This window comes from uncultured Veillonella sp. (genome assembly GCF_937981445.1).
Classification (GTDB): Bacteria; Bacillota; Negativicutes; order Veillonellales; family Veillonellaceae; genus Veillonella_A.
The window spans coordinates 1-20,467 of record NZ_CALJON010000032.1; the positions used below are offsets into that span (position 1 = coordinate 1).

22 protein-coding genes and 1 other RNA gene are annotated in these 20,467 nt (G+C 40.5%); 22 read left to right on the top strand and 1 reads right to left on the bottom strand.

Annotated elements, in window-relative coordinates; translation table 11 throughout:
• The first annotated feature begins 89 nt into the window (after positions 1-89).
• The 10 genes from Q0376_RS05340 (at position 90) to Q0376_RS05385 (ending at position 8,515) form a co-directional block, all read left to right on the top strand.
• Positions 90-755 carry a hypothetical protein gene (locus Q0376_RS05340; protein ID WP_298704956.1) on the top strand — a complete coding sequence of 222 codons (666 nt, stop codon included), beginning with the start codon at positions 90-92 and terminating at the stop codon, positions 753-755.
• Positions 756-786: 31 nt separating this feature from the next.
• On the top strand, positions 787-1,551 hold the full coding sequence (locus Q0376_RS05345; protein ID WP_298704959.1) for a class I SAM-dependent methyltransferase: 765 nt from the start codon (positions 787-789) through the stop codon (positions 1,549-1,551).
• A 90-nt stretch (positions 1,552-1,641) separates the two neighbouring features.
• Positions 1,642-2,742, top strand: a complete 1,101-nt coding sequence (locus Q0376_RS05350; RefSeq protein ID WP_298704961.1) for a Nif3-like dinuclear metal center hexameric protein — start codon at positions 1,642-1,644, stop codon at positions 2,740-2,742.
• Positions 2,743-2,850: 108 nt separating this feature from the next.
• Positions 2,851-3,201, top strand: an RNA gene (gene rnpB / locus Q0376_RS05355) — RNase P RNA component class A.
• Positions 3,202-3,403: 202 nt separating this feature from the next.
• The gene (gene trxA, locus Q0376_RS05360) at positions 3,404-3,730 is read left to right on the top strand and encodes a thioredoxin (protein WP_298704963.1); all 327 of its coding nucleotides are present in this window, start codon (positions 3,404-3,406) and stop codon (positions 3,728-3,730) included.
• 113 nt (positions 3,731-3,843) lie between these two features.
• A complete protein-coding gene (locus Q0376_RS05365; RefSeq protein ID WP_298704965.1) occupies positions 3,844-5,040 on the top strand; it encodes a hydrogenase small subunit in 1,197 nt (398 codons plus the stop codon).
• Positions 5,040-6,941 carry a nickel-dependent hydrogenase large subunit gene (locus Q0376_RS05370; protein ID WP_298704967.1) on the top strand — a complete coding sequence of 634 codons (1,902 nt, stop codon included), beginning with the start codon at positions 5,040-5,042 and terminating at the stop codon, positions 6,939-6,941. Before Q0376_RS05365 ends, Q0376_RS05370 begins: the two co-directional genes overlap by 1 nt.
• Before the next feature lie 14 nt (positions 6,942-6,955).
• Positions 6,956-7,669 carry a Ni/Fe-hydrogenase, b-type cytochrome subunit gene (cybH, locus tag Q0376_RS05375; protein ID WP_298704969.1) on the top strand — a complete coding sequence of 238 codons (714 nt, stop codon included), beginning with the start codon at positions 6,956-6,958 and terminating at the stop codon, positions 7,667-7,669.
• A complete protein-coding gene (locus Q0376_RS05380) occupies positions 7,653-8,141 on the top strand; it encodes a HyaD/HybD family hydrogenase maturation endopeptidase (protein WP_298704971.1) in 489 nt (162 codons plus the stop codon). The genes cybH and Q0376_RS05380 overlap by 17 nt, the downstream gene beginning before the upstream one ends.
• A complete protein-coding gene (locus Q0376_RS05385; RefSeq protein WP_298704973.1) occupies positions 8,138-8,515 on the top strand; it encodes a hydrogenase expression/formation C-terminal domain-containing protein in 378 nt (125 codons plus the stop codon). Before Q0376_RS05380 ends, Q0376_RS05385 begins: the two co-directional genes overlap by 4 nt.
• A 286-nt stretch (positions 8,516-8,801) precedes the next feature.
• Here the strand turns inward: Q0376_RS05385 and Q0376_RS05390 are convergent, their stop codons facing one another.
• A complete protein-coding gene (locus Q0376_RS05390; protein ID WP_298704975.1) occupies positions 8,802-9,311 on the bottom strand; it encodes a TonB-dependent receptor in 510 nt (169 codons plus the stop codon).
• 182 nt (positions 9,312-9,493) lie between these two features.
• Here Q0376_RS05390 and Q0376_RS05395 point away from each other — a divergent pair, with 182 nt between their 5' ends.
• The 12 genes from Q0376_RS05395 to Q0376_RS05450 form a co-directional block, all read left to right on the top strand.
• The gene (locus Q0376_RS05395) at positions 9,494-10,438 is read left to right on the top strand and encodes a glycosyltransferase family 2 protein (RefSeq protein WP_298704977.1); all 945 of its coding nucleotides are present in this window, start codon (positions 9,494-9,496) and stop codon (positions 10,436-10,438) included.
• A 124-nt stretch (positions 10,439-10,562) separates the two neighbouring features.
• A complete protein-coding gene (locus tag Q0376_RS05400; RefSeq protein ID WP_298704979.1) occupies positions 10,563-11,483 on the top strand; it encodes an NlpC/P60 family protein in 921 nt (306 codons plus the stop codon).
• Positions 11,484-11,670: 187 nt separating this feature from the next.
• Positions 11,671-12,375 carry a metal ABC transporter ATP-binding protein gene (locus tag Q0376_RS05405; protein ID WP_298704982.1) on the top strand — a complete coding sequence of 235 codons (705 nt, stop codon included), beginning with the start codon at positions 11,671-11,673 and terminating at the stop codon, positions 12,373-12,375.
• A 1-nt stretch (position 12,376) separates the two neighbouring features.
• Positions 12,377-13,183, top strand: a complete 807-nt coding sequence (locus tag Q0376_RS05410) for a metal ABC transporter permease (RefSeq protein WP_298704984.1) — start codon at positions 12,377-12,379, stop codon at positions 13,181-13,183.
• A 205-nt stretch (positions 13,184-13,388) separates the two neighbouring features.
• A complete protein-coding gene (gene alaS, locus Q0376_RS05415; RefSeq protein ID WP_298704986.1) occupies positions 13,389-15,992 on the top strand; it encodes an alanine--tRNA ligase in 2,604 nt (867 codons plus the stop codon).
• 142 nt (positions 15,993-16,134) lie between these two features.
• Positions 16,135-16,392 (top strand): IreB family regulatory phosphoprotein, encoded by a 258-nt coding sequence (locus Q0376_RS05420; RefSeq protein WP_295789689.1) that lies wholly within the window; start codon positions 16,135-16,137, stop codon positions 16,390-16,392.
• An 8-nt stretch (positions 16,393-16,400) separates the two neighbouring features.
• Positions 16,401-16,820, top strand: coding sequence for a Holliday junction resolvase RuvX (gene ruvX / locus Q0376_RS05425; RefSeq protein WP_298704988.1), 420 nt, complete (start codon positions 16,401-16,403; stop codon positions 16,818-16,820).
• A gap of 11 nt (positions 16,821-16,831) precedes the next feature.
• The gene (locus Q0376_RS05430; protein ID WP_298704990.1) at positions 16,832-17,125 is read left to right on the top strand and encodes a DUF1292 domain-containing protein; all 294 of its coding nucleotides are present in this window, start codon (positions 16,832-16,834) and stop codon (positions 17,123-17,125) included.
• Between the two features lie 159 nt (positions 17,126-17,284).
• Positions 17,285-18,301 (top strand): endolytic transglycosylase MltG, encoded by a 1,017-nt coding sequence (gene mltG, locus Q0376_RS05435; RefSeq protein ID WP_298704992.1) that lies wholly within the window; start codon positions 17,285-17,287, stop codon positions 18,299-18,301.
• Between the two features lie 18 nt (positions 18,302-18,319).
• Positions 18,320-18,922 (top strand): O-methyltransferase, encoded by a 603-nt coding sequence (locus Q0376_RS05440; RefSeq protein WP_298704995.1) that lies wholly within the window; start codon positions 18,320-18,322, stop codon positions 18,920-18,922.
• A gap of 3 nt (positions 18,923-18,925) precedes the next feature.
• The gene (locus Q0376_RS05445) at positions 18,926-20,167 is read left to right on the top strand and encodes a U32 family peptidase (RefSeq protein WP_298704996.1); all 1,242 of its coding nucleotides are present in this window, start codon (positions 18,926-18,928) and stop codon (positions 20,165-20,167) included.
• An 89-nt stretch (positions 20,168-20,256) separates the two neighbouring features.
• On the top strand, positions 20,257-20,467 hold a 211-nt coding region (locus tag Q0376_RS05450), incomplete at its 3' end, for a DUF4911 domain-containing protein (protein ID WP_298704998.1).

Consider the following 20,467-nt stretch of genomic DNA (forward strand, 5'->3'; position numbering starts at 1 on the left):
AGTAAAGAGTAAAGAGTAAAGAGTAAAGAGTAAAGAGTAAAGAGTAAAGAGTAAAATACATGCAATGTTTGTAATAAGGAGGGATTCACATGTTTAAGAAATTATGTATTCCTTTAGCACTAGCGACCTTGCTAGGCTATTCAGCAGTGGTGCAACCACCTATTACTGAGGCTCATGTGGTGGGAATGAATCAAACTGATGGTAATATGAAATTAGAGTATCCCTTAGTGTATGTAACAAATCAGGCAGCACAAGAGCGCATGAATACTGTGATTGCTAAGTATGTAGTGGCTATGCGTAACTTATACTACAATGAACAGATGCGTGACGTAGTTATGACCTACAAAGTAACTTATGAAGATGAAGATGTAGTATCTATCATTATTAATAGTGGTTGGTACAGTGGGCAAGGTGCTCATGGCTATAATCAATCACAAGGTTTAGTATTTAACAAACATACCGGGGATTTAATTCCCGCTACGTATTATGTGCATATAAAAGATAATGAACAATTACGAAATTTAATTTCTACAGCACAAGTAAAAGTATATTCTAGTACGATGGAAGAAGTGCCAATTAAGAATTTATTTGGTCTTTCAGACTTAGAAGTTCGCAATACAAATTATGTGTTATTAGGTGATGGATGCATTGCCATGTTGTATCAACCCTATGAATTAACGGCCTATGCATATGGCGTAGCGCGGGTTGTATTAACAAGAGAGAGTATTGATAATTTAAATCAAATGAATCCATAGTGTTAAAGTGACAGAGTAAAAGGAGTTCACGGTGCAAATAAAGAAAATGACAAATCGCTTAGAAGCGGTGTTTACTTTAATTCCAAAGGTAGAGGTAATTGCTGATATTGGAACAGATCATGGCTATTTAGCGGTGGAATTGGTGCGTCGTGGGCGAGCTAGAGCTGCCATTGCTGGTGATGTGAATAAAGGACCTTTGGCTTCAGCTAAGTCTTATGTAATGCATGAAGGCTTAGCAGCGCAGGTTGATTGCCGTCTTGGTAATGGATTACAAGTCGTAAGGCGGGGCGAAATTCAAGGTGCCGTTATTTGTGGTATGGGCGGATTTTTAATGCGCGATATTATTGCAGCAGGTCCGGAACTGTTAGATTTCTATGTGTTGCAACCCCAGAATGGGCAAGCTGAACTTAGACAGTATTTGGTGGAACAAGGGTATCGCATTGTAGCAGAACTGATTGTGACTGATATGGGTAAACTATATACAGCATTGTTAGCTTTAAAAAAGGGGCGGGAAGCTGTGTATGTAAGTGAATCAGGCCCTGTTACAAAGCAGGTATTGGATAAGCCTGATGTATATGGCCAGTTAGCACCCCAGTCCATACTTTGGGCTGTAGGGGCCCATTTAGCCAATGAGCGCCCCCCTTTATGGGATTTGTACATAAAGCATTTAATGCACATTAGAGAATCGGCTCTTGCGAGTATGACGGAAAGCTTAAAAGATACGCCAAAATACCAAGAGCTTCAAGCTGAATTACGTGCCCTAGGGGATCTTAAAGATACTACGAAGGTATTGTAAATTGTAGATAATATTGTTGTATTGTAAATTATAGATAATACTTGAGTAAGGTAAGTCATAGATAATAGCATTTCATTGAAAGGACGATATATGATTAAGGTTCAAGATGTAATTGATAGTATTGAGCGTTTAGCACCACCTCATTTGGCTGAGTCTTGGGATAATGTAGGGCTCATGGTAGGTCGTCGCGATCAACTGGTTGACCATGTACTCACCGTATTGGATGTGACGGAAGAGGCTATTGAAGAAGCTATTGAAAGGAAATGTCAGCTCATTGTGAGTCATCACCCTTTGATTTTTAAAGGGGTAAAGCAAATTACTAGTGACACTGTTTTGGGGCGCATGATTGCACGCCTTATAAAAGCTGATATAGCAGTATATAGTGCGCACACGAATTTGGATGTAGCCAAAGGGGGGCTCAATGATTTGGCGGCGGCTCAACTTGGATTGGGGCAAGTAAAAGGGCTTGAAATGACTCATAGTGAAGGTTTGTGTAAACTAGTTGTTTTTGTTCCAGCCACTCATACGGAGTTTGTGGTGCAAGCGCTAGGTGATGCGGGTGCTGGTCATATAGGTAATTACAGTCATTGTGCTTTTTATGGAGAAGGAACGGGCACATTTAAGCCATTAGAAGGGACAACACCATTTATTGGGTCGGTGGATACACAAGAGAACGTATCGGAACATCGGGTGGAAACTATAGTCCCTAAGGCCTTATTGCCTAAGGTGGTGAATGCGATGAAAGCAGTTCATCCTTATGAAGAAGTGGCTTATGAAGTCTATGATTTGAAAGAGCCTGCTGTAGTAGAAACGATTGGTCGCCAAGGTGTGTTAGGTGATACATTAGACCTCGAGGCATTTATGGAGCTCGTGAAGCATGCCTTTCCTCAGGGCAAACCTCGTTTTGGTGGTGCGCGCGTAGAACAGATTAGTAATGTAGCGCTTTGCACTGGTTCAGGTGCAGAATTTATTAAAGCTGCCGTTAAGGCTGGTGCGCAGGCGTATGTAACAGGTGATGTAAAATACCATGATATGCAGTTAGCTAGAGAATTAGGTATTGTTGTGGCTGATGTAGGCCATTTTGGTACAGAAATTGGGGCGGCCTCTTTATTAGCATCGCAAATACAACTTACTTTAGGCGAGACTGTTCAGGTTACAACCAGTGAAACACAAAAAGATTTCTTTTTTTGATATTGAGAAAGCTTATTATTTCAATATTTATCGATGAACCTATGTTCATAGCACATTTGATAAAAATATAATTGACCGATGTATTATCAATCTGTTAGACTTTAATTAGCAAGTATGAAAGGTGATTGCGAGCGTAAGTTCGAGGAAAGTCCGAGCTCCACAGGGCAGGATGCCGGATAACGTCCGGCGTGGGTAACCATAGGGAATAGTGCCACAGAAAAGTAGACCGCCACAGCAATGTGGTAAGGGTGGAACGGTGTCGGTAAGAGCGCACCAGCGATGCAGTAATGTATCGGCTCGGTAAACCCCATCCGGAGCAAGGCCGAATAGGAAAGGGATAAGGGTGGCCCGCCTACCTTTCGGGTTGTGCCGCTTGAGCCTATAGGCAACTATAGGCCTAGAAAGATAATCACCACTGCGCAAGCAGAACAGAACTCGGCTTATTGATTGCTTGCTTAACCGCTCATTGTGAGCGGTTTTTTCTTTTCATACAAAATGTATTATCTTTTTTTATTCTAAAAGAGGATATTTTTTATTATAAGTAGAAATAGTATATAATAGAGACAAGGTATATTGTTAAAGTATTCTCTTAGAGTAGCTATTTGTTGTATACTTAAGATACAAAGTATAGCAATAAAAGTAGGTATAAGGAGGTATTAGGATGGCAGTAACTAAAATTGACGATTTAGCTGCATTAGAAGCGTATTTGAAAGATCATCAAGGAGTGGTAGTGGCTGATTTTTGGGCTACTTGGTGTAAACCTTGTGCACTTATGAATCCTGAAATCGAAAAAATGGCTGAAGATATGAAGGATGATGTATCGGTTGTGACCATTGATGTGGATGAGGCTAAAGACGTAGCTTTAAAATATAATATCCAAGGGATTCCGACTTTAATTTGCTTCAAAGGGGGCAAGGAAAAAGATCGTATTGCTGGATATAAACCAGCTGCTGTAGTAGAAGGTCTCGTTAAATCGATTATTAAATAAGCGCAATGAATGGAGCGTCAAAGTTATAAGATGATATGACATTATATGAAGTCATATACCATGTATATAATAGGGACGACAGTAAAGTTATTGCTAATGAAGGGGGTCTACCTGTGAAAGAGACGACAAATAGTCTTTGGAATTTGTTCCAGGCTCGCAAATTAAGCCGCCGTACTTTTATGAAAACTTGTGTGGCATTAACGGCTATTTTAGGCATGCCACCTACTTTTTTAAATAAAGTAGTTAAGGCTGCAGATACGAAAGAATTGCCAACTGTGATTTGGCTTCATGGTCATGAATGTACAGGTTGTGACGAATCCTTTATTCGCTCCACATCCCCATTTGCATCTGATGTGGTGCTCAATATGATTTCTCTTGAATACGATGATACTTTGGCAGCGGCAGCAGGGGCTCCTTTTGAAGCTCATTTACACAATATTATGGCTGCTAAAAAGGGCCAATATGTACTGGCTGTTGAAGGCGGGGTTCCATTAGATGATAATGGTACTTATTGTATGGTTGGGGGCCGTCCATTTGTGGATGTGTTAAAAGAATGTGCTGATGGAGCTGCCTTTATTATTGAATATGGTTCCTGTGCTGCTTGGGGCGGGGTTCAAGCGGCTAAGCCAAATCCAACCAATACGGTATCCGTATCCTCTGTAATTTCTGGGAAGAAAATTATTAAGGTACCTGGTTGCCCACCAATTCCTGAAGTTATGACAGGCGTTATTATGCATTATGCATTATTTGGTGAAATTCCACCACTTGATGTGGAAGGTCGTCCAAAACAATTTTATGGCAATCGTATTCATGACACATGTTATCGTCGTCCATTCTTTGATTCGGGACTTTTTGTTGAAAAATTTGATGATGATGCGTCTAAAGCTGGTTGGTGCTTGTATAAAGTAGGTTGCCGTGGGCCAGTAACGTATAATTCTTGCGGTAATTTACGCTGGTGGAATGGTTTATCCTATCCAATTCAATCTGGTCATGGTTGTATTGGCTGTAGTGAAAAAGGTTTCTGGGACAATGACAATTTCTATCAACGACTCCCACAAGTACATGTAGCTAATACCATTACGAATGCTGACACTGTAGGTACGATTGCAGGTTTAACTGCATTTGGTGCCGTAGTAGCACATGGTGGTGTAACCTTAGCAAAACATAAATACGATACGATTAAATTAGAAAAGAAACAACAAGCTGAATTAGAGGCGAAGAAAGCTGCTGAAGCACAGGCTAAACAAGCTGAAGCGGCAACGTCAGCAAATACAGCATCTGAGGATACGAATAAAGGGGGTAACCATTAATGAAACGTGTAGTAGTAGATCCTATCACTCGTATTGAAGGTCATTTGCGAGTGGAAGTTAATGTGGACGAAGCAACGGGCAAAGTAGAAGATGCTTTGTCTAGCGGTACTGCATGGCGTGGTATTGAATTGGTTGCTAAAGATCGTGACCCTCGTGATGTATGGGCTTTTGTGCAGCGTATTTGTGGTGTATGTACTTCAACCCATGCGTTAGCATCTTTGCGCAGTGTAGAAGATGCCTTAGGTATTGAGATTCCTAAAAATGCTAACTATATTCGCAATATTATGCATAGCTGTTTAGATGTGCATGACCATACTGTGCATTTTTATCATTTACATGCCTTAGACTGGGTAAGCCCTGTAGAGGCATTAAAAGCTGACCCAGCTAAGACAGCTGCTTTACAGGAAACCGTATTAAAAACGTATAATGTAAGTGGCGTACAGCCGGCGGACTTAACTAATGGTACATCGGCTTATCCTAAAGAGTTTCCTAAGGGAAATGCCACTTATTATGCAGCGATTCAGGGGAAAATTAAAAAGATTGTCGAAAGTGGTCAACTTGGCATTTTTGCAGCCCAATGGTGGGATCATCCAGACTATCAATTATTGCCTCCTGAAGTGCATTTGATGGCGGTGGCACATTATTTAAATATTTTAGATAAACAACGCGATATTGTAACACCACAAGTTGTGTTTGGTGGTAAGAATCCACATCCACATTACATTGTTGGCGGTATGCCATGTTCCATTTATATGGATGATATGAATGCCCCAATTAATGCGGCGCGCTTAGCTGTGGTGGATGAATCTATTGCATTGGCAAAAGACTTGGTTAACTATTTCTACTTGCCTGATTTATTGGCTATTGGCCATATTTATGCGAAAGCAGGCATGATTGATGGTGGCGGTTTATCTAAAAAACGTGTACTCGCTTATGGTGATTATCCTGATGAACCTCATACAGGCACTAAGAATGGCGATTATTTCAAAAAATGCTTAGTTCGAGCTAATGGCGTAGTTGAAGACTTTGGCCTTGGTGTGGATAAAGCGAAATATATTCCTCTAGAAGGGGAAGACCTTATGAACCCAGACTTCTTATCTGAAGAAGTAGAACATTCCTGGTTTGAATATCCAGATGGTAAAAAATCCATTCATCCTAGCGAAGGGGTTACAAAACCTAATTACACAGGTCCTAAAACAGGGACTAAGGAGCATTGGGAATTCTTGGATGAAACTAAGAAATACTCCTGGGTTAAATCGCCAACCTTTAAAGGTGGTGCTTGTGAAGTAGGCCCATTAGCTAAATATATTGTTGTATATACCAAAGTGAAACAAGGAATTATTACGAATCCAACTTGGGCCGAACAGATGATTGTACAACAAATTGACACTGTATCTTCTGTACTTGGCGCCCCAGCTCATGTATGGATGTGTAGTACTTTAGGCCGTACCGCATGTCGTGCCTTAGATGCACAAGTGGCAGCTAACCTTAGTCAATATTTCTACAATAAATTAGTAGCTAATATTAAAGCTGGCGATACAAAAGTGGCTAATGTGACTAATTTTGATCCTAATACTTGGGCCAAAGAAGCAAAAGGTGTGGGCTTAGTTGATGCTCCTCGTGGTGGTCTTGGTCACTGGTGTGTGCTTAAAGATGGTAAAACTGATAACTATCAATGTATCGTGCCTACGACTTGGAATGCTTGTCCTAAGACAATCGCCAATGAACATGGGGCTTACGAATCCAATATGATGGACACGAAGGTAAAAATTGCCGATAAGCCACTTGAGATTTTAAAAGGTATTCATTCCTTTGACCCTTGTCTTGCTTGTGCCACCCATTTATACAATAAAAAAGGCGAAAAAATCGTCTCCGTTAATACCGATGCGATGTGTAAATAATAGGGGGGATGTATATGCTACAACAACCGGATAAAAAGCCGTATCGCGTGTTTAGTCTGTGGCTCCGCATATTCCATTGGACAATGGTGCTTTGCGTAACCTTCCTGTTTTGGACCGGGCTATACATAGGTGACCCAGGATTTAGCATGTTTGTTGGCCGTGAGCCAGCCGAAGCCATTACGAGCTGGTTTTCTATGGAAACCATTCGTCGAGTCCATTTCACCTTTGCATTTGTTTTGATTTTTGCCTTTGTATTTAGAATTTATGGGGCCATTCGCTATCGTGGTGACCGTTTACTTCCTAAATTTAGAAGCCGCCTGTATTGGGTGGGGATTAAACAAACGGTGCTTCATTATTTGATGTTACCTCGTCAAGAAGAACACCGTGTACTTCGTAACTCCTTGGCTCGGACAAGTTATTTAATTGTGTATATTATGATGTTTTTAGAAATTTGTACTGGTCTTGCCATGTATTCACAGATTAATCCGAGCAGTTGGTTGGCTTTAATTTTCAACCCTATTAATTTGATGCTTAGTGAATATGATATTCATATTATTCATCATTACATTGCTTGGTTCTTCTTACTCTTCACTGTAATGCATGTATATCTTGCCTTTAGAGAAGATGTTATGGAAGAATCTGGTGAAGTATCCAGCATGGTTTCGGGGATGAAATTCTATCCTCATGATCCAGAAGATATTGAGGATTTATATGGTAAACGAAAGTAATATCATCGTACTGGGCGTAGGTAATATACTTCTTACTGATGAAGGCCTTGGCGTGCATGTGGTGCAGCAATTAGAGCGGGAGTATCGATTTTCTCCAGCCATAGCTATCATTGATGGTGGCACTATGGGCATGGAATTATTGTCTTACATGAGAGGCATGACGAAGCTTTTGTTGATTGATGCCATTCATGGTGGCGAGGCAGCAGGCACGGTGTATGAATTTCCTCATCAAGAGGCGGAGCATTACTTTACAGGCAATATTTCCGTCCATGAAGTGGGGATGCAAGATATTTTGCGAATTCGTGCCTTACAAGAAGATCCTTTAGAAGATGCCACTGTGATTGGGATTGAACCAGAGAGTTTAGAGATTGGGTTAGAGCCTACTGAAACAGTAAAGAAAGCTCTTCCAGAGGTAATTACACGAGTTATAAAACAATTAGAAGCATGGGGTATTGAGGTGGAAAAACGATGATTGAACATTATGGTAATGTAAAAGCTATTTTAAGTGAATTGAAATTAGCTTTAAAACAACTTCGCGAAACTGGTGAAACCCATACTATCTATATTGAAAAAACAGGTCTTACTATGGAAGAACAAGTGGAAGTAATGGAAACCTTAGGTCGAGGCACTATTACGATTAATTTCACTGAAACCGATCAACCTGTGGAATGGTATGAAACTCAGTTTTCTGGAATTTGGTTAGGGACCTTCCGTAACCCGCGAGATGAAGCGATTGTGTATACAATTGAAGTAGGTCGCTATCCAAGCCTTTGCGGTGCCTTTGATGAGGATATCATAAATGCGGAAGAAGAATTGCAAACCTGGATAGAGGCGGCTGATTTATAAAATTGGAGCGCAGTTAATTTCTGTGCTACGAAACAAAGACTCCTACCTATACATTTGCTCACGACGAGACGAGCTCTGATGCTCGCTGTATGTATATGTAGGAGTCTTTTATGTTAGTAAAATAAGAGAATTAAAGCGCTTCCCAATTTTATAAATACCTAGAAGGGAAAAGCGAAGTTCTGATGTTCGCTGCGTGTATATAGGAGGCATTTTTTGTTTCTTCATATGGTATTGAATTATAAATCCTTAAGGTGGAAAGGCTCACGACCGAGCTCTGATGGGTTACTTAGTCTCCATTGGTGATAAGGATTCTAGTTACGCGATAGCCATCATGACGGAAGGAGATGCCTTGTACATAGCCAGATCTTGGTTTGAATTGACCATAGAACCAATTGTTTTGGTTCATCATATCAGGGCGGCCATAGGCTTCGTATACTTTTTCTAATTTATCTCCTACGGCGATACCACGATAGGTGGTGGCGTCACGATTTGTGACGGAAATGTATTGTACTGGATTACCGCCGTAAGTAATGCCACCATAGGTCATTTCAACGCCCACACCTTTTACATTATCATTGTAGTAACTAGGGGCACCTAAGCTTTGGATTACATCAGCAATAGGAGTACCTAAAGTAACGCCGGCAATGGACATATCTTGAGCACTAGGTCGCTGTCCATATATTTGCCCTTGTTGAACATTAGTGTAGTTTGGATACTGTGGTAAGGCGGCAAAGGCTGTAGTGCCTACAGAGGCGGCGACAAGAATACTTAAACAAAGGGCAGAGATCTTTTTCATAATAACACTCCTTTAAGACAATAAAATAAGAACTCTTAGATACCTCCGTTAGAGGTTTTTCATAATTTTAGTATAAAGACTTGATACTTAGGGGTCAATAGCATATAATTAAATGCTTATGATTTGCCAAAGTTTCGAAAAAATAGTAAAATTAAATCGCAATAGATTAACGGAGGCAGTGTATGTTGTTGTCAATAGTGGTACCTGTTTATAATGAAGAGGCTAACATAAAAAAGTTTTATAGTTCTGTAAAGGAAGTGCTAAACACTCTTCCTTATGAGCAAGAAATCATTTTCGTAGACGATGGATCGTCCGATGATTCTGCCACTATGCTGCGTCATATTGCGGCTGAAGATACAGCGGTTAAAGTTATTCTTTTGGCGCGTAATTTCGGTCATCAATTAGCGCTCACCTGTGGTCTTGACCATGCTAAGGGCGATGCCGTTATCACTATGGATGGTGATATGCAGCACCCGCCTGAATTAATTCCCCAACTTGTACATTTGTGGGAAGAAGGGCATGATGTGGTGCGTACAATTCGTGACTCCACAGAAGATGCCAGTTGGGCTAAGGCGTTTACGTCAAAATACTATTATAAATTAATGAATAAAATGGCCAATGTGCCTATTGTAGAAGGCGGGTCAGATTTTAGACTGATGAATCGCAAAGCACTTAATACTTTGCTTAAATTTCGTGAGCATGGGCGCTTTTTGCGAGGTATAGTAGGCGATATTGGCTATAACCAAGCGGAGATTCACTTTGTGGCACCGCCACGTTTTGCTGGAAAGTCTAAGTTCAGTGTGAGGAAAATGCTTCATTTTGCCTTGGATGGCATTGCCGCTTTTTCCAATGTGCCATTGCGAGCGGCCTTTTATATTGGACTTATGTCTGGTATTTTAAGTATTATTATGATTTTACATATTTTATTTGTCCATTTCTTTACAGATAGTGCTGTAAGTGGGTGGGCAACATTAGGTGTATCTATATTCTTCTTAGGTGGGGTACAACTTGTGTGTATCGGTATTATTGGAGAGTATGTAGGTCGTGTGTTTGAAGAAGTGAAGCATCGACCACTTTATTGGATTCGCGATAGTTTTAATTGTGAAGACGATGGAGTACCAAAATAAAGTTAGTATGTTAAGAAATTGTTATGCTAATATAGTGTACTAATAGAGTGTTGCTTTAAGTGAGTAACCTCTGCATGTTGCGTTTTTTAGTAACATGGGGTTAGAAACATAGCGAGGAAGAACGATGAGATACAAGTATAAGAAGCTATCCGTTATGGTGGCGTTAGTGCTCAGTGTGGGTGCGTATACAGTAGCTGGTGCAGCTGGTTATGAGTATGGGACTAAGGGCGGCGAGATTCCGGCGATTCAAAAGAAGTTGATTGCAGCAGGTTATAAAGCACGCCTTAATGGTGAATACGATGCCAATACTAAGTGGGCCGTTCGTTTATATCAAAAAGATATGGGCTTACCAGTTAATGGCATTGTAGATAATGCGACTTATAAATCTTTGATGGGCAAAGCTTTAGATGAAAGCAAACTTAGTAAGCTAGGTAAAATGTCAGAAAAGAAAATTGCTGCTGAATGGGCGGCGAGTCAACCATCGAAGGGTGATAAATCGAAAGATAAGAAAGCTGACAGTAAGAGCAAAAAGTCTAATAGCAAGACTAAGAAAAATAAAGAAGACAAAGATAATAAGAGTGATAAACGAAATACCATTAAAATGGACTCAGCCCGTGCTGATAGTTTGTTAGATCCATTTGATTCTGATTTTGTTTTTACTAAAACCGGTAAAGTGTCTAAGTCGGTGCAGGATGTCATACAAGAGGCCGAAAACTATCGCGGTGTGCCTTATGTATTTGGGGGGAATACGCCAAGTGGTTTTGATTGCTCTGGCTATGTGCGCTATGTATTTGCTAAAAAAGGGATTACCTTACCACGTTCGGCCGATGAACAGTATACAGTGGGGACTAAAGTGGCGAAAAAGAACTTACAACCTGGTGATTTAGTGTTCTTTGAAACCTATGAGAAGGGTGTATCTCATTCGGGCATTTATATTGGCAATGGCAAATTTATCAGTGCTACTAGCAGTAGTGGTGTAGCCGTTGCTGATTTAGCTGGCGGTTATTGGGGTGAACGCTATATTGGTGCTAAACGCGTCATGTAGGGCGTTGCTTATGTATAGCTGTATAATAGTAAGTTACTAAGAACTAGGATTGCATGGGATAAGTGTTCAAGTTAAGCTTGTCCATATAATTGTAGTGAGGAGCTGAAGAGGAGGCGTTGCCTCCTCTTTTTCTGAATTAGTTAAAGTCATCTAGAGACTAGGTGAAGAAGGGCGGATATAAAGAAGCATGATTGAAATAAATAAGGTGCAGTTCTTTTATGAACAAGAGGAAGTGCTCTGCAATATTTCGCTACAAATCAACGAAGGCGACTTTACTATTATTGTAGGGCCTAATGGAGCGGGTAAGACTACGTTTTTACGTCTCTTATCGGGTCTATTGAGTCCTACTAAGGGCGAGATTTTAATTGATGGTAAAACAGTGAAGGCCGCACAGCAGGCAGGTCTTTTGCACTTGGTGCCACAGATTTACAATAAGAATGCCGCACAATTTCCCGCTACTTGTTTAGAAATTGTAGAATTGGGGCTTCGCATGCAGTCCCTAAGTCGCGATGTACGGCGAGCGCGCGCTTTAGATGCATTAGAACAAGTGGGGATGAGTGCCTTTGCAAATCGGCGGATTGGTGATTTAAGTGGCGGGCAACAACAACGTGTTATGATTGCTCAAGCTTTAGCTCGTAAGCCTAAGTATTTATTACTTGATGAACCAACAAGTGGCATTGATTTTGAGGCGAGTCGCCGTATTATGGAATTATTGCGCACCCTTTCTGATAAGGGCATGACCATTGTTATGGTGACGCATGATATTGAAGAAGGTTGTAAACTTTGCGATCAAACAATTTGTATTAATCGTCATGTTTGCTACCATGGTGATGGCCCAGGATTTATGGACACCCATAAAGGACCGAAATTGTTTTGGCATATAGGAGGCTAGGATGGATATTTTTACCTATGAATTTATGCAACGAGCCTTCATTGCTGGCCTTATAGTGGCGCTTATGTGTCCTTTAATTGGCACATTTATTGTAATTAAGCGGCAGTCTCTTCTAGGAGAAGGGCTTGGACATATAGCCTTTGCCGGGGTTACAGGGGCATCATTTTTATCCTTGTATCCGCCGCTTGGCGCAGCTGGTTTGACAGTACTAGCCGCTATGGGTATTGAATTAGTTAGACGCAAGCATAATCAATATACGGATATGATTTTAGCGCTCTTCTTTTATACGGGCTTAGCGCTGGCCGTTATATTTGCTAGTCTTAGTAAGATGCCAAGTACAGGGTTGATGAACTTCTTGTTTGGGAGTATTTTAACTGTAACTGATGCGGACATTATGAGTATATTGGTCGTAGCCATTGTTGTGGGGCTTATTATTTATGCTATTTACTCGGCCTTGTTATTTACTTCATTTGATGAGCAAGTAGCTATTACGGCGGGAATTCCAGTGAATCGTATTAATATGATTTTCTCCATTGTTACAGCCTTGGTAGTCGTTATGGGGATGACTATAGTGGGGATTTTACTAATTGGGGCACTTATGATTGTGCCGGTGGCGAGTGCTCATTTGTGGAAATGTGGTTTTGCTAAGACCTTACTGATTAGTGAAGGGTATTCTGTTTTTAGTGTTCTTGCAGGTTTAGTGGTGGCTTTTGAATTTGACTTGGCCCCAGGTGGGACTATAGTGCTTATGGCTATTGTAGCCTATGCATTGACCTTTGGGGGCACCATGTTATGTAATAAGAACTAAGTAGGTGTAAGGTAGTAGATAGTACAGCCTGAGATAAACAGGTGTAAAGTAGGTGCTACTGGATGAGATGCGTAGGTGTAAGGTATATGCTATAGGTTGAAGCGGTTGATGTGGTTTATAATCTAGAGACCATGGCAAGTACTTTTCATCTATTACTGATTAGAGTATAATAAAAAGATAGTTATTAGTTTAGGAGGCTGAACTCATGAAGGGTAATGAACTGCGTCAAGCATATTTGCAGTTTTTTGAAAGTAAAGGACATTTAAAATTAGATAGTTTTTCATTGGTTCCAGAAAATGACCCATCCTTATTGCTCATTGGAGCAGGTATGGCGCCATTAAAACCATTTTTTACAGGTAAATTAGTACCACCTCGTACGCGTGTAACCACTTGTCAAAAGTGTATCCGTACTGGTGATATTGAAAATGTAGGTCGTACAGCGCGCCATCATACATTCTTTGAAATGTTAGGGAATTTCTCCTTTGGTGACTATTTCAAAAAAGACGCTATTCATTGGGCTTGGGAATTTTTAACAGAAGTGATTAAGCTCGATAAAAATCGCCTTTATGTAACAGTATATCCTGATGACCATGAAGCCTATGAAATTTGGCATAATGAAGTGGGGTTAGATGACTCTCACATTAGCCGGTTAGAAGATAATTTCTGGGAAATTGGGGAAGGCCCTTGTGGACCAGACAGTGAAATTTTCTATGATTTAGGTGAAGAACGTGGCTGCGGTGGGCCAGATTGTGCACCAGGCTGCGACTGCGACCGCTATCTAGAAATTTGGAACCTTGTGTTTACTCAATTTAATCGCACAGCCGATGGCGAATATGTGCCATTAGCTAAGAAGAATATCGATACTGGTGCCGGCCTTGAGCGCTTGGCTTCAGTTCTTCAAAATAAGGAAAGCAATTTTGAAACCGATTTAATTTTCCCAATTATTGAAAAAGCAGCTGCTATGGCAAAAGTAGAATACCATAGTGATGCTAGTAAAGATGTGTCTTTAAAAGTAATTGGTGACCATGCGCGTGCTATTGCCGTGCTCATTAGTGATGGTGTATTGCCATCCAATGAAGGCCGCGGCTACGTACTTCGCCGTATTTTGCGCCGTGCCGTTCGCCATGGTCGACTTTTAGGCATTGAAGGCCGTTTCCTAACCGACCTTATGGATATTGTTATTGACATTTTAGGTCCAGGCTTACCTGATTTAGTAGAAAAACATGATTTCATCAGCCGCGTAGTAGCTAATGAAGAAGATCGTTTCAATCAAACGCTAGCACAGGGCTTAGAGCTTCTTAGTGGTCTTGTAAAAGACTTAAAAGCTGAAGGGGCAAACACTGTGCCTGGTGCTGATGTATTTAAACTATATGATACGTATGGATTCCCTTGGGAACTTACCGAAGAAATCGCTCATGAAGCAGGTCTTGCTATTGACATGGATGGTTTTGAAGCGGCTATGGCAGAACAACGTGCGCGCGCTCGTGCAGCTCGAGAAGATGTGGATGCTAAAGTGGCCACACCAGATATTACGTTCTTAGCAAATGAAAACTTGACGGCTGATGAAAGTGCTACAGAATCTGAAGTTCTTATGCTTGGTGAAGGGGCTAATCGCTTAGAGTCTGCGTCTGATGGTATGGAAATTACCTTGATTGTACGCACTACACCATTCCACGCAGAAGGGGGCGGACAATTAGGGGATTCTGGTTTCATTGTAGGCCCGATGGGTAAAATGGAAGTTCACACGACTCGCAAGCTTCCTGAAGGTACGACCTACCATGTAGGTACTATTGTAGAAGGTAATTTACAAGTAGGTGACCATGTAACATTTGAAGTGGATACGGCCCGTCGTTTATCTATGGCTCGCAACCATACTGCTACACATTTATTGCATGCCGCTTTAAAAGAAGTACTTGGCAATCATGTAAACCAAGCAGGTTCTCTAGTTATGCCTGATCACTTGCGCTTTGACTTCACTCATTTCTCTCCTGTTACAGCAGAAGAATTACAAGAGATTACAAATCTTGTAAATGGTGAAATTTTAAAAGCTACTACACTTGATATTAAAGAAATGTCCATGGACGAAGCTAAGAAGCTAGGTGCTATGGCACTCTTTGGTGAAAAATATGGCGATGTAGTGCGCGTTGTAACTGTTCCAAAATTCAGTGTAGAACTTTGTGGTGGTTCCCACGTACCTAATACGGCCGTGATTGGTACATTCCGTATTCTTTCTGAAGGCGGCATTGGTTCTGGTGTGCGTCGTATTGAAGCGATTACAGGTGAGGCAGCATTACAATTAGCTCAAAAAGAACAAGCGGACCTTCGTGCAGCGGCTACTATTTTAAAAACAAAACCAGAAGAAATTGTTCATCGTACACAACAATTGGTGGACGAAGTAAAACAATTAGAACATGAATTAGGGGCTGTGCGCAAAGAACTTATGGCCGGTGGTTTAGATGGCTTATTAAGTGGCGCATTTGACTTAAAAGTAGGTAAAGCTGTAGTAGCGGAAGTCAATGTGGCTGATATGGATGAACTTCGTAATACTGCTGACATGGTGCGCGATCGCCTTGGTTCTGGTGTAGTACTTCTTGGCATGGCTCATGAAGGCAAGGTTAACTTCGTATGCATGGCTACTAAGGACGCTGTTAAAGCTGGGTATCATGCAGGCAATATTGTTAAGGCTACGGCACAAGCTGCTGGTGGTAATGGTGGCGGCCGTCCAGATATGGCTCAAGCCGGTGGTAAAGATCCTAATGCTTTAGGTGCAGCTCTTGGTGTAGCTAAAGATACTATTCTTAGCATGTAACCATGGTATAATATAAGTATGATGTAGTTTGCCATACATGTTTGTAGGGCAAACTACATGTAGTGATCATATGATTTAATGTGTTCTTTAAGAATATGTGATAAAATTATGGTCCATATAATTAATAAAAGGAGGCAAAATCATGAGTGTATCAGATGAAACTATGATGTTTAAAAAGGTTGAAGATACGCCTTCGGCTCGTGAAGTACTTCGTGATGTATATCACGCTTTACAAGAAAAAGGATATAATCCGATTGAACAAATCGTAGGATATCTTATCTCTGGCGAGCCTACCTATATTACTAGCTATAATAATGCCCGCAGTATGATTCGTCGTCTAGAACGAGATGAATTATTAGAGGAATTAGTAGCTGAGTATGTAAAAGCAAAAGGTCTATAGGGACAAATATGAGAATTATGTCCTTAGATGTAGGGAGCCGCACAATTGGCGTAGCTTGTAGCGATGCTTTGTACTTGACAGCGCAGGGCATCGAAACCATTCGCCGCACTTCGTTAGAGCGCGATTTTAATCGCATAAAGGAGCTCATAACAGAATATGAAGTGGAAGAAATTGTAGTGGGACTGCCTAAAAATATGAATGGAACAAAAGGTGATCGAGCCCTTAAAACTGAGGAATTTGTAGGGAAAATGCAAGAAGTTATCACTACACCCGTAACGTTTTGGGATGAACGATTGTCTACTGTGATGGCGGAGCGATCACTTATCGCCGCTGATGTGAGTCGTAAGAAACGAAAAGGCGTAATTGATAAAATGGCAGCAGTTGTTATTTTACAAGGCTATTTGGATCTACGACAGAGTAAATCCTAAGGAGGTTGACTATGGGAGAGCAAGGATTTGAAAATGAAGTGCCAGTAGTAGTACTTACAGATGAAGAAGGTAATGAATTATTCTATGAAGAAGATATGATCATTAACTACGAAGGCAAAGAATTTGCTATTTTAGTGTCCTTACCACCTGAAGAATGTGAACCAGGTTGTAAATGTCATGAAGAGCCACATATTACGATTGCACGCCTTGAAGAAGAAGATGGCGAAGAAGTGTATGTAGTGCCAACTGATGAGGAATTTGATGCAGTAAGTGCCTTATACGAAGAAGGTATTGACGAAGAATAAATTCTATGAGGTGCGTAAAAGAGGGGCTTTGCCCCTCTTTCGTGTGTATATTAAAGCCTTATATTTTGAAAAGAAGCAATGCATATTGCCTTACAGTATGCTATAAAAAGAGAGCCAGGAAAGGCTAAGATTGTTACTAGATAAGGAGTTATTTTGCTTATGAATCAACGCAAGAAGATGATAACCTATATTCTGGGCGCGATCCTGGGATTAGTGCTTATCACTTTCTTAGGCGCTTGGGCGTACTATTACATGCCCAATAGTAAAATGGCACATCCAGAGCAAGTTGTATTGATTGTGGATAAGGATCAAACGGGTGCAGAAATAGGGGATATGCTCTATGAAAAGGGCCTAATCAACTCGCCTACTGCATTTCGTTTGGCCTTGCGCATTACGGGAACCGTTGATAAATTACAACAGGGGTACTATCAAATTCCTCAGAATGCAAGCTTGCAACAAGTAATTTCTCTTTTGCAAAAAGGGAAGTTAAAAACAATACGAGTTACAATTCCAGAAGGATATACCATTGAACAAATTGCTGAAGAATTAGCAAAAGACGGATTAGGTAGCAAGGAGGCCTTTTTGGAGGCAGCTAAAACATATGTGCCTTATCAATACATGTATGGTCCTGCACCAGTGGTATATAAGCCAGAAGGATTTTTATTTCCTAGTACCTATGAAATTCCAGTAGGTGCAAAGCCTGAGGACATCTTAAAGATGCTTACTAAGGAAATGGATAGTAAGTTAACACCAGCTATGAAGCAGCAAATAGCGGCTAAGAATTTAACAGTATTTCAATTTATTACATTAGCATCTTTGGTAGAAAAGGAAGCTAAATATGATGAAGACCGGCCTATTATTGCCGCAGTATTTTTAAAGCGTTTAAAAATCGATATGCCCCTTCAATCTTGTGCAAGCATTCAATATATTTTAGGATATCCTAAGCCTCAATTATCCATTGAAGATACGGAATTGCCAAGCCCTTATAATACATACTTAAACAAGGGATTACCACCAGGGCCGATTGCAAATCCAGGGCTTAAGTCTATGGAAGCAGTGCTTAATGCAGTGGATACAGAGTATTTGTATTTTGTAGCAGATAAAGAAGGCTATCATCATTTCACTAAAACATATGAAGAGCACTTACAAGTGGTAGAATCTATTTACGGTGAATAAAGGTGGTTACATCAATTTATGGAATTAAAAGACATATTAAATGAGCAGCGTATTTATGCTGTGCTCAATAAGGTGCCTATTTTAAGAGAGTCTGAAGTGCATCTCTTTGAAGAGCTCATTTCACTCTATAAGCCAAGTCGAATTTTGGAAGTAGGGACGGCCATTGGCTATTCCACTTTATTATTAGGACGTCATAGTAGTGCGGATGTTCAGATTGATACGATTGAACTGGATGGACAACGATATGGTATGGCACAGCAGTTTATAGGGCAGTCTAAATATAAAGACCAGATTTCATTGCATTTAGGGGATGCCAATGAAGTATTATTAGGCCTTGAAGGGCCGTATGACTTAGTCTTTTTAGATGGACCTAAAGGGCAGTACAAAAAGCAGCTTGAAATTATTGAGCCCCATTTGGCACCGCAAGCTGTAGTATTAGCTGATAATGTATTATTTAGAGGATATGTACGGGGCCATAAAGAAGCTCCACATCGCTATAAAACTATTATTAAACGACTTCGTGACTATCTTGAGATGGTAGAGGATAAAACTCGTTATAATACGACTATTTATCCTTTAGGGGATGGCATGAGCGTAAGTGTTTGGAAAGGTAATAAGTAATACATGAAACCACAAATCGAAGTATTATCACCAGCTGGTAATATGGATAAATTAAAAATGGCCATTCGTTATGGCGCTGATGCAGTATATTGTGCAGGTCAGTCCTTTGGGCTTCGTGCAAGTAGCTCCAATTTTAATAATGAACAATTAAAAGAAGCGGTAGACTTTGTTCATAGTCATGGCAAAAAGCTATATGTGACTTGTAATATTATCCCTCATAATGAGGACTTAGTGGGCTTAGAAGATTATTTAAAATTCTTAGAATCCATTGGTGTAGATGCGATTATCGTAGCTGACCTTGGGATTTTCTTACTAGCTAAACGAGTGGCGCCAAATTTAGAGCTCCATGTAAGCACGCAGGCTAATACGACTAATTATTTAACTACAGAATTCTGGAAAGAACAAGGCGCTACACGTGTAGTTGTAGCCCGTGAAGTGCGCATTGCGGATATTAAAACTATGAAAGAAAAGGCGGATATTGAAATTGAAGCCTTCGTTCATGGTGCTATGTGTATTTCGTATTCTGGGCGCTGCTTGTTGAGTAATTATTTTACAACACGTGATGCTAATCGTGGTCAATGTACGCAAGCTTGTCGCTGGAAATATTCCTTAGTAGAGGAAAATCGGCCTGGTGAATATTATCCAATTGAAGAAGATCAACACGGTACCTATATTTTTAACTCCAAAGACCTTTGCTTGTTAAAATATATTCCAGATCTTGTAGAGGCAGGCGTTGACAGCCTTAAAATTGAAGGCCGTATGAAGAGCGTGCACTATGCAGCAACGGTAACTAAAGTATATCGTGAAGCTGTAGATACATACCTAGCAGATCCTGAACATTATGAAGTAAAACCAGAATGGATTGAAGAATTAGAAAAAATTTCCCATCGTCCCTATACGGAAGGTTTCTCAGTGGAAAAACCTGATGAAACAGCACAAAACTATGGTGCGTCTAGCAATACCCAAACTCATGACTTCATTGGTCTTGTAGAAGGCTACAATGCAGAGGAAGGGTATGCCTACTTAGAGCAACGCAATAACTTTAAAGTGGGCGATGAAGTAGAGTTCTGCCAACCTCATGGTGAATTGGTACATCATGTAATCACTAAAATGACTGATGAAGATGGCAAAGATATCACCGTAGCGCCACATGCACAAATGAAGGTCCGTCTATACATTGATACACCATTAGAAGAATATGCTATGATGCGCCGTAAGTGTAAGCCAAAGGCGCCTAAGTCATAATCGTTATAGGAGCTGAGATATAAAAGGGCGATATTAGATGGAGAGCAATTTTTTAGGCAGTCATATATGTGGTATAAAGGAGAATCAATATGAATTTATCTTGTGAAAAAGAATATGTATATTTTCGTATTGACCCTACTGAAACGAATTATGTAAACCGCATTTTAGAAGGTTATGAGTACTTAGGCGTGATGACAACACTAGATGTTGCTAAAGGTATTTGTATGGTCCGTAGTACTAAGGATACAGCGTCATTGGTGAGGCAAGTGTTAGATAGTTTAGGCGTGGAACTCGAATACA

What these genes read in the sequence shown, in the direction of transcription:
- Q0376_RS05340 (WP_298704956.1), top strand. Translation starts at nt 90, where the DNA reads ATGTTTAAGAAATTATGTATTCCTTTAGCACTAGCGACCTTGCTAGGC.
- Q0376_RS05350 (WP_298704961.1), top strand. Translation starts at nt 1,642, where the DNA reads ATGATTAAGGTTCAAGATGTAATTGATAGTATTGAGCGTTTAGCACCA.
- trxA (WP_298704963.1), top strand. Translation starts at nt 3,404, where the DNA reads ATGGCAGTAACTAAAATTGACGATTTAGCTGCATTAGAAGCGTATTTG.
- Q0376_RS05370 (WP_298704967.1), top strand. Translation starts at nt 5,040, where the DNA reads ATGAAACGTGTAGTAGTAGATCCTATCACTCGTATTGAAGGTCATTTG.
- cybH (WP_298704969.1), top strand. Translation starts at nt 6,956, where the DNA reads ATGCTACAACAACCGGATAAAAAGCCGTATCGCGTGTTTAGTCTGTGG.
- Q0376_RS05380 (WP_298704971.1), top strand. Translation starts at nt 7,653, where the DNA reads ATGGTAAACGAAAGTAATATCATCGTACTGGGCGTAGGTAATATACTT.
- Q0376_RS05385 (WP_298704973.1), top strand. Translation starts at nt 8,138, where the DNA reads ATGATTGAACATTATGGTAATGTAAAAGCTATTTTAAGTGAATTGAAA.
- Q0376_RS05390 (WP_298704975.1), bottom strand. Translation starts at nt 9,311, where the DNA reads ATGAAAAAGATCTCTGCCCTTTGTTTAAGTATTCTTGTCGCCGCCTCT.
- Q0376_RS05395 (WP_298704977.1), top strand. Translation starts at nt 9,494, where the DNA reads ATGTTGTTGTCAATAGTGGTACCTGTTTATAATGAAGAGGCTAACATA.
- Q0376_RS05400 (WP_298704979.1), top strand. Translation starts at nt 10,563, where the DNA reads ATGAGATACAAGTATAAGAAGCTATCCGTTATGGTGGCGTTAGTGCTC.
- Q0376_RS05405 (WP_298704982.1), top strand. Translation starts at nt 11,671, where the DNA reads ATGATTGAAATAAATAAGGTGCAGTTCTTTTATGAACAAGAGGAAGTG.
- Q0376_RS05410 (WP_298704984.1), top strand. Translation starts at nt 12,377, where the DNA reads ATGGATATTTTTACCTATGAATTTATGCAACGAGCCTTCATTGCTGGC.
- alaS (WP_298704986.1), top strand. Translation starts at nt 13,389, where the DNA reads ATGAAGGGTAATGAACTGCGTCAAGCATATTTGCAGTTTTTTGAAAGT.
- Q0376_RS05420 (WP_295789689.1), top strand. Translation starts at nt 16,135, where the DNA reads ATGAGTGTATCAGATGAAACTATGATGTTTAAAAAGGTTGAAGATACG.
- ruvX (WP_298704988.1), top strand. Translation starts at nt 16,401, where the DNA reads ATGAGAATTATGTCCTTAGATGTAGGGAGCCGCACAATTGGCGTAGCT.
- Q0376_RS05430 (WP_298704990.1), top strand. Translation starts at nt 16,832, where the DNA reads ATGGGAGAGCAAGGATTTGAAAATGAAGTGCCAGTAGTAGTACTTACA.
- mltG (WP_298704992.1), top strand. Translation starts at nt 17,285, where the DNA reads ATGAATCAACGCAAGAAGATGATAACCTATATTCTGGGCGCGATCCTG.
- Q0376_RS05440 (WP_298704995.1), top strand. Translation starts at nt 18,320, where the DNA reads ATGGAATTAAAAGACATATTAAATGAGCAGCGTATTTATGCTGTGCTC.
- Q0376_RS05445 (WP_298704996.1), top strand. Translation starts at nt 18,926, where the DNA reads ATGAAACCACAAATCGAAGTATTATCACCAGCTGGTAATATGGATAAA.